This window comes from Streptomyces sp. CO7, assembly GCF_053474865.1.
Genome location: NZ_JBRIOU010000008.1, coordinates 23,195 through 31,745, shown reverse-complemented (window position 1 = coordinate 31,745; position 8,551 = coordinate 23,195). Strand labels below are relative to the sequence as shown.

The window sequence follows — 8,551 nt, the reverse complement described above, 5'->3', positions numbered from 1 at the left end:
GGGGAGGGGGCGATGACCGAGGCGCTGGTCGGGGTGGGCCGGTGGCTGGAGGAGTTCCACCCCCGTTCCCTGGTGGAGCTGGACTACGGGGGGCTGGTGCACGCCCTCCCGGCCGGCGACCTCGCCGAGGACCACTCGGCGGCGGACGCGGCCGAGGCCCTGGCGGCGCTGCGCGACGGCGACGGTGAAGCGGCCGGCGAGGCGTACGAGCGTCTGGTGGACCGGTGGCGGGCGGTCCGGCAGCGGGGGCTGGCCAGCTGAGGCCCGGCGCGTACGGTGGTGAGCCCGGGAGCGCGCCGGACCCGGATGCACGCCCGTCACGAAACGGACACATATCCCTAAGCGTGACGGAGTGCACGTACCCGGCCCTTGCGTATCTTGCCACCCCTCATGCCAAAATAGGACAAGGAGCCCGGGGAGGGCTCCTGCTGTCCGCCTGGGCGGGCATCGGCGCTGAACGCCTGGGGGGTCTGATGGCCTCTGTGGACTCTGTGACTGATCGTCACAGCGGAGTGACTGTCCGTTATGGCACGGTCCATCGGCTTCCGTCGCTGATGAACACCTGGGAGGGCAATTCCATCGGTTTGGCCGACGCGGCTGGACAGATGGTGTAGTTGTAGTGCCGAGGACAAGCCGTTCGTCCTATAACCGACTCGACTCGCGTCCGCCATTTCGGGCAACGCGGGTCAAGGTGCAGAATTTAGAGGAAAGAACCGAGAACGTCGGTTCTCCCGAGGAGGCCGCTCATGACCGCTCGCACCCCTGATGCCGAGCCGCTGCTGACCCCGGCTGAGGTCGCCACCATGTTCCGCGTCGACCCCAAGACGGTGACGCGGTGGGCGAAGGCCGGCAAGCTCACGTCGATCCGCACGCTCGGCGGGCACCGGCGCTACCGCGAGGCCGAGGTCCGCGCACTGCTGGCGGGCATCCCCCAGCAGCGTAGCGAGGCCTGACAGCCATTGATTCGAAGGCCCGTGGCGATCACGGTGCCCACAATTGAATAGCAGGACGCGCGAGGCGGTCCCCCAGCCGCCGAGACGTCCGTCACTCAGCTCCACACGACGCCGGTCCTGCCCCAACAGGACCTGGTCCAGGGCCTCCGGGCTCCTCGGACATTCCCTTGCACGTTGACGCGTCGTCGATCGCGCTGGACTCCGCCGGGTCCAGCGCGATCTTTTTTTGCCCTCACGACGGTGACTGACGGCCTCTTCAGCGCCTCTTCGCGGGACCTCCGGCGGATCTCCACCCCCTGTGCGTCAGCGCAGATCAGAGCGGCGGTCAGGGCGCCGACGGGAGTCCGGGGGCGGCTCGCGAGAGAGTGCAATTGCACATATAAAATTGACATGATGTAAGCGGGGGTTAACTACACCCCTTTCAAAAACTGTTGGGGTGACACCTTTCACACCGACGACGGCTTGTTGCCGGTGTGACCCGTGCGCTATTGGGCGGGACAGCGGCATATGCGGCCGCCGGCGCCCGTCGGTGCGGCGGGCTCCCCGTACGCCCCGTGCCGCCGGAGTGAGGGGCCCTCGAAGGGCGCGTGAGGCCCTGCGGGGCGCGCCGGGGCGCGGGAGGACCGGAGGGGCCTTTCGGGGGCTGTGGTCGGTTTCTGACGCTCTTTCGGGGACGTCCTCCCGGACCCGCATGCCCCGCCGGGCCTTCCCCACACCCGGCCCCTGGCCGGCCCCGGGCGCCGGCCGGACCGCGCGGGGCCGCCGGCGGCCCCGGTGAGCTCGGCGGAATCCCGTTCGGGCACACGACGAAGGCCCGCACCGATGAGGTGCGGGCCTTCGAAGAAGTGCGGTCCTGACGGGATTTGAACCCGCGGCCTCCACCTTGACAGGGTGGCGAGCACTCCAAACTGCTCCACAGGACCAGGCGCTTCACACCGTGGGTTTCCTGTTCGGTCCCCTGCGCTGTGCTGCGAGAAGGACTCTACAGGAGTGCGGCCGCCTGGTCGAACTCACTGTGGGTCAGCCCTTCGTCACCCGTTCGGGCCGCTCAGGGAGCCAGCCCGTCGATGGTCTTCACGATCCGTTTGTCCGAGACCGGGTAGGCCGTCCCCAGGGCGTGCGCGAAGTAGCTGACCCGCAGCTCCTCGAGCATCCACCGGACCTCCCGCACCGCCTGCGGCACCGGGCGGCCCTGCGGCATCTGCTCCAGGAGCCAGGCGTACTCGTCCTGCATCTCGTGCACCTTCTCCATGCGGGTGGTGTCCCGCTGGACGTTGGTGGCCATCTGCTGCAGCCGCCGGTCCGCCGCGACCAGGTACCGCATCAGGTGCGGCAGCCGCGCCAGGCCGGCCTCGGTGACGAAGCCCGGCTTCACGAGGCCGTCCAACTGGCCACGGACGTCCCTGAGGTTGGCCAGCAGGGCCGGACTCCTCACCGACTTCAGCCGCCGCTCGCACGCCTGCCAGGCGGCCAGCACCTGCTGCACCTGGCCGACCGCGCGCACCGTGGTGTCCACGATCTCGGCCCGCACCTTGTCGTAGAGCTTCCGGTAGGACTCCTCGTCCCAGGCCGGACCCCCGAAGTCCGCGATCAGTTTGTCCGCCGCCGCGAGCGCGCAGTCGTCGAACAGCGCCTGCACGGAACCGTGCGGGGTGGCCGACAGCGCCAGCTTCTGCGCGTTGGAGAGCCGGTCCAGCGCGAACTTCGCCGGGTTGACCGGGATGTTGCGCACGATCAGCCGCCGGGTGCCCCGCCACATGGCCTCGGCCTGCTCGGCCTCGCTGTCGAACAGCCGCACCGAGACCGTGTCGCCGTCGTCCACCAGCGCGGGGAAGGCCTTCACCGGCTGGCCGGCCCGCTTGGTCTCGAAGACCCGGATCAGCGTGCCGATCGTCCAGTCCGTCAGCCCCGTCTGCTCCAGCGAGGGGCCGCCCGAGCGCTCCGCGGTCGCCGCGGCGGCCTTGGAGATGGCCTGGCGCGCCTTGGGGCGCAGCCGCAGCTTCAGCGCCTCGAGGTCCTTGTCCTCGGCCAGCTTGCGGCGCCGCTCGTCGACGATCCGGAAGGTGACCTCGAGGTGGTCCGGCACCTTCGACCGGTCGAAGTCGCCCGGCTCCAGGCGCACCCCCACCATGCGGTGCAGCTCCCGCGCCATCGCCACGTCCAGCGGCTCCTGGCCCGGCACCGCCACGTCGAGGAACCGCTGCGCGAAGTTGGGCGCCGGGACGTAGTTGCGGCGGATCGGCTTGGGCAGCGAGCGGATCATCTCGGTGACCAGTTCCTCGCGCAGCCCCGGGATCTGCCAGTCGAAGCCCTCGTCGGTCACCTGGTTGAGCACCTGCAGCGGGATGTGCACGGTCACGCCGTCCGCGTCCGCGCCGGGCTCGAACTGGTAGGTGACGCGGAAGGTGAGCCGGCCCTGCCGCCAGGAGTCCGGGTAGTCGTCCTTGGTGACCTGGCCGGCCTTCTCGTTGATGAGCATGGACCGCTCGAAGTCGAGCAGGTCCGGCTCCTCCTGGCGCTTGTGCTTCCACCACGAGTCGAAGTGCGCCCCGGAGACGACGTGCTCGGGGATCCGCTGGTCGTAGAAGTCGTAGAGGGTCTCGTCGTCGACCAGGATGTCCCGGCGCCGGGCCCGGTGCTCGAGCTCCTCGACCTCGGTGAGCAGCTTGCGGTTGTCCGCGTAGAACTTGTGGTGGGTGCGCCAGTCGCCCTCCACCAGGGCGTTGCGGATAAAGAGTTCGCGGGAGACCTCGGGGTCGATGCGCCCGTAGTTCACCTTGCGCTGGGCGACGATCGGGACGCCGTAGAGCGTCACCTTCTCGTACGCCATCACCGCGGCCTGGTCCTTCTCCCAGTGCGGCTCGCTGTAGGTCCGCTTGAGCAGGTGACCGGCGAGCGGCTCCACCCACTCGGGCTCGATCTTCGCGTTGACCCGCGCCCACAGGCGGGAGGTCTCCACCAGCTCGGCGGACATCACGAACCTCGGCGGCTTCCGGAAGAGCGCCGAGCCGGGGAAGATCGCGAACTTGGCGCCTCGCGCGCCGAGGTACTCGTTCCGCGAGGCGCCCTTCGCGGGCTCCTTGCCCCCGGAGTTGCTCGCGGACTCCTTCACGTCCTTCATGCCGATGTGCGAGAGCAGACCGGCCAGCAGCGAGACGTGCACGGACTGCTCGGGGGCGTCCTCCTCATTGAGGCGTATCCCCATCTGCTGCGCCACGGACCGGAGCTGGCTGTAGATGTCCTGCCACTCGCGGATCCGCAGGAAGTTCAGGTACTCCTGCTTGCACATCCGGCGGAACGCGGACGAGCCGCGCTCCTTCTGCTGCTCGCGGACGTAGCGCCACAGGTTGAGGAAGGTCAGGAAGTCGCTGGACTCGTCCTTGAACCGGGCGTGCTGCTGGTCGGCCTGCGCCTGCTTCTCGGCGGGCCGCTCGCGCGGGTCCTGGATGGAGAGGGCGGAGGCGATCACCATGACCTCGCGGACGCAGCCGTTGCGGTCGGCCTCCAGGACCATCCGTGCCAGCCGGGGGTCCACCGGCAGCTGGGCGAGCTTGCGGCCCGTGTCGGTGAGGCGCTTGCGCGGGTCCTTCTCCGCCGGGTCCAGCGCGCCGAGTTCCTGCAGCAGCTGGACGCCGTCGCGGATGTTGCGGTGGTCCGGCGGGTCGATGAAGGGGAACTTCTCGATGTCGCCGAGGCCGGCGGCGGTCATCTGGAGGATGACCGAGGCGAGGTTGGTGCGCAGGATCTCCGCGTCGGTGAACTCCGGGCGCGCCGCGAAGTCGTCCTCGGAGTACAGGCGGATGCAGATGCCGTCGCTGGTACGGCCGCAGCGACCCTTGCGCTGATTGGCGCTGGCCTGCGAGACCGGCTCGATCGGCAGCCGCTGCACCTTGGTGCGGTGGCTGTACCGGGAGATCCGGGCGAAGCCGGGGTCGATCACGTACTTGATGCCCGGCACCGTCAGCGAGGTCTCGGCCACGTTGGTGGCCAGCACGATCCGGCGGCCGGAGTGCTGCTGGAAGACCCGGTGCTGCTCGGCGTGGGAGAGCCGGGCGTAGAGCGGGAGGATCTCGGTGGACCGGAAGCGTTTCTTGGTGAGCGCGTCCGCGGTGTCGCGGATCTCCCGTTCGCCGGAGAGGAAGACCAGGATGTCGCCCGGCCCCTCCGCCATCAGTTCCTCGCAGGCGTCGGTGATCGCGGTGATCTGGTCGCGGTCCGCCTCCTCGGAGTCCTCCTCGAGGAGCGGGCGGTACCGGACCTCCACCGGGTAGGTGCGGCCGCTGACCTCGATGATGGGGGCGTCGCCGAAGTGCCGGGAGAAACGCTCCGGGTCGATGGTCGCCGAGGTGATGACGACCTTGAGGTCGGGGCGGCGGGGGAGCAGCTGGGCCAGGTAGCCCAGCAGGAAGTCGATGTTGAGGGACCGCTCGTGCGCCTCGTCGATGATGATCGTGTCGTAGGCGCGCAGGTCGCGGTCGGTCTGGATCTCGGCCAGCAGGATGCCGTCGGTCATCAGCTTGACGAAGGTGTTCTGGCCGACCTGGTCGGTGAACCGGACCTTCCAGCCGACGGCTTCGCCCAGCGGGGTGTTCAGCTCCTCGGCCACGCGCTCGGCCACCGTGCGGGCGGCGATCCGGCGGGGCTGGGTGTGGCCGATCATCCCGCGGACGCCGCGGCCCAGCTCCATGCAGATCTTGGGGATCTGGGTGGTCTTGCCGGAGCCGGTCTCACCCGCGACGATCACGACCTGGTGGTCGCGGATCGCCTCGGCGATGTCGTCCTTCTTCTGGCTGACCGGGAGGGCCTGCGGATAGGTGATGGCCGGCACCCGGGAGGCGCGCTCGGCCAGCCGGGCCTCGGCCTTCTCCACCTCCGCCGTGATCTCGGCGAGCACGGCGGCCCGGGCCTCGGGCTTGCGGATCTTCCGGGCGCCCTCGAGCCTCCGCCCCAGCCGGTGGGCCTCCCGCAGGGAGAGCTGGGCCAGGCGGTGGGCGATGTCGCCGAAGGCGGGCGCGGCGGGGGCGGAGGCAGGCTGCGTAGACATACGCATTCCAGGATCGCACCTTCCCGAACGGGGTGGCGAGCGCATTAACCGGGGGCGGGCCCCGGCATGAGCGAGGACGGCACAGCGGAAGACCCCCTTCGGCAACCGAAGGGGGTCTTCCTGGTGGTGGCTGGGCCCGGGGTCGAACCGGGGACCTTCCGCTTTTCAGGCGGACGCTCGTACCAGCTGAGCTACCCAGCCACGAGGTTTCACGTGAAACCTCAGCGGTCCTGACGGGATTTGAACCCGCGGCCTCCACCTTGACAGGGTGGCGAGCACTCCAAACTGCTCCACAGGACCAAGCGTTGTGTGCGTCTTGCGTTAACAGTGTCGCACACGATCTTGCGTGCCCCCAACGGGATTCGAACCCGTGCTACCGCCTTGAAAGGGCGGCGTCCTAGGCCGCTAGACGATGAGGGCTATACGGCCCGCCTGGGCGCTTCTCAGCGCGTCGGGGACGTGAGAAGCATAGGTGATGCCGAGGGGTATCGCCAAAACGTTTAGCGCTCGCCGCCGGACCGTCGTGGCGACGACTCCGTGCTGGACGGGACGGCGGGCGATCCGGAGCCGGAACCGGAGGGGGAAGGGGAGGCTCCGCCCGGCTGGTTCTCCTCCACCAGATGGCGGCTCACCTCGGCGGTCGTGAGGCCCAGACCGCCCAGCCGGATCTCGTCCCAGGCCTGGAGCCGGCGGCTGTCCCGGTCGAAGTAGAGGACCGACGTCTCGATCGGGTCCGGCTTCTTCCCCTCCAGCGCCCGCAGTCCGCCGCCGCCGGTGGAGCCCTCGGTGCGCAGCCGGGTGCCCAGCTTCATCAGCCAGGTCCGCTGCTTGTGGATGTGGCCGGACAGCACCAGCGGGACCACGCCGTCCACCTTCCGCGCCGCCTGCGGGTCGTGGACGACGGCGACGTCCACGGGCTTCCCGGCGCGCCGGTGGTCGCGGATCTCCGCGGCCAGCTGGACCCCGGCCCGCTCCGCGGCGGCCTTCCCGCCCTGCGGCTTGCTCCGGTCGGGCGTGAACTGGGGGTCGCCGATCCCCGCGAACCGCAGCCCCGCGACGTCGACCGCCCCGCCCTCGTCCAGTACGTGCACGTCGTCCAGACCGGAGACGTACTGCTGCGTGTCCCGGGAGTCGTGGTTGCCGCGTACCCAGATGTAGGGCGCGCCCAGGTCCGGGATCGGGTCCAGGAAGCGGTTCTCGGCCTTGGTGCCGTGGTCCATGGTGTCGCCGGAGTCCACGATCACGTCGATCTCGTACTGGTCGACCAGGGAGGCGACGATCTCCCAGCTGGCCGGGTTGAGGTGGATGTCGGAGACGTGCAGGACCCGGATGGTGGTCGGGTCCGGCTGGTAGGCCGGGAGGGTGCTGGTGGCGTCGTAGAGCTTGGTGACGTTGGTGACCAGGCGGGCCAGCTCCTGCTGGTAGACGTCGAAGTCCGAGACGATGCTGCGCGCGTTGCCCACCACCGAGGGGGCCGAGGAGAGCAGGCCGGAGAACCGGGGCTCGAGCACCGAGTTGGGGTTCCAGGTGGCCCAGGCGGTGGCACCGGAGGCGCCGAGCAGCGCGAGGGCGAGGCCGCCGGCGGCCAGGGCGCGGCGCGGGCGGCGGTAGACGATCAGCCCCAGTGCCGTCGCTCCCACCACCACGGCGGCGCCGGAGCGGACCGCGAGGGTGAGGATGCCGTCGCCGACGTCCTCGGCGATGGCGTCCTGGAGGCCGGTGATGCGCTCGGGGTGGTCGACCAGGTCGCGCGAGCGCTCCGCGTCCAGCTGGTCGACCTCGACCTGGAGCCGGAAGGGCGCGGTGTGGGTGTCCAGGGACAGCGCGCCCAGCGGCGGTATGCGGATCTCGGTGCCGCCGTCCACCGAGGGGTGCAGACCCATGGTGGTGTTCACCGGGCCGACCGGGGCGCGGACCACCCCGACGGTCAGCAGGCCCAGCCAGGCGCCGGCCAGCACCACCGCGACCAGCCCCGCGCCCCGCGCCACGGGGTGCGCGCGGCGGCCCAGTTCGGGCCGGACGCCCGGGGCGGACCTGCCCCTCAGCAGGGTGCGTATGCGGTGTGGCACGGCGGGCAGGCGGACGTCGAAGCGGGGCATTGGGACCGTATGCCCAGGTCTCCGGCGGGATACGCGGTTCCGGGAGGTGGCGCCGGAGGCGCCCGGGCGGGTGTGCGGACGGGCGTTGTGGCACAGAATGGCGGTGTGCTGGAGATGACGCGCGAGGAGTTCGAGGAAACGGTGGCGGAGGCGCTCGACCGGATCCCGCCCGAGCTGACACGGCTGATGGACAACGTCGCCGTGTTCGTCGAGGACGAGCCGCCGGCGGACGACCCGGAGCTGCTGGGGCTCTACGAGGGGACGCCGCTCACCGAACGGGGCGAGTGGTACGCGGGGGTGCTGCCGGACCGGATCACCATCTACCGGAACCCGACCCTGCGGCTCTGCGACACCCGGGAGGACGCGGTCGCCGAGACGGAGGTGACGGTCGTTCACGAGATCGCCCACCACTTCGGCATCGACGACGCGCGCCTGCACGACCTCGGCTACGGCTG

The 8,551-nt window shown here is 70.3% G+C and carries 4 protein-coding genes, 4 tRNA genes and 1 pseudogene; 3 read left to right on the top strand and 6 right to left on the bottom strand.

Annotated features, from left to right (window positions below):
• Together ACOV8S_RS24990 and bldC are read left to right on the top strand one after the other, a co-directional pair.
• Positions 1-261, top strand: a pseudogene (locus ACOV8S_RS24990) (hypothetical protein); the annotation flags it as partial.
• Between the two features lie 485 nt (positions 262-746).
• Positions 747-953, top strand: a complete 207-nt coding sequence (gene bldC, locus ACOV8S_RS24985; protein WP_003949541.1) for a developmental transcriptional regulator BldC — start codon at positions 747-749, stop codon at positions 951-953.
• 848 nt (positions 954-1,801) lie between these two features.
• On the opposite strand, the gene ACOV8S_RS24980 is transcribed toward bldC, so the two are convergent.
• The 6 genes from ACOV8S_RS24980 to ACOV8S_RS24955 form a co-directional block, all read right to left on the bottom strand.
• A tRNA-Asp gene (locus ACOV8S_RS24980) sits at positions 1,802-1,876 on the bottom strand.
• A gap of 125 nt (positions 1,877-2,001) precedes the next feature.
• Positions 2,002-5,997 carry an ATP-dependent RNA helicase HrpA gene (gene hrpA / locus ACOV8S_RS24975; RefSeq protein WP_448320476.1) on the bottom strand — a complete coding sequence of 1,332 codons (3,996 nt, stop codon included), beginning with the start codon at positions 5,995-5,997 and terminating at the stop codon, positions 2,002-2,004.
• Positions 5,998-6,121: 124 nt separating this feature from the next.
• Positions 6,122-6,198 (bottom strand) — tRNA-Phe (locus tag ACOV8S_RS24970).
• Positions 6,199-6,222: 24 nt separating this feature from the next.
• A tRNA-Asp gene (locus ACOV8S_RS24965) sits at positions 6,223-6,297 on the bottom strand.
• 47 nt (positions 6,298-6,344) lie between these two features.
• Positions 6,345-6,417, bottom strand: a tRNA-Glu gene (locus ACOV8S_RS24960).
• Between the two features lie 80 nt (positions 6,418-6,497).
• Positions 6,498-8,096 carry a metallophosphoesterase family protein gene (locus ACOV8S_RS24955; protein WP_448320474.1) on the bottom strand — a complete coding sequence of 533 codons (1,599 nt, stop codon included), beginning with the start codon at positions 8,094-8,096 and terminating at the stop codon, positions 6,498-6,500.
• A 105-nt stretch (positions 8,097-8,201) separates the two neighbouring features.
• Between ACOV8S_RS24955 and ACOV8S_RS24950 the strand changes: the two genes are divergently transcribed.
• Positions 8,202-8,551 (top strand): metallopeptidase family protein (locus tag ACOV8S_RS24950; RefSeq protein ID WP_351113867.1); only part of this gene is annotated, 350 nt, incomplete at its 3' end.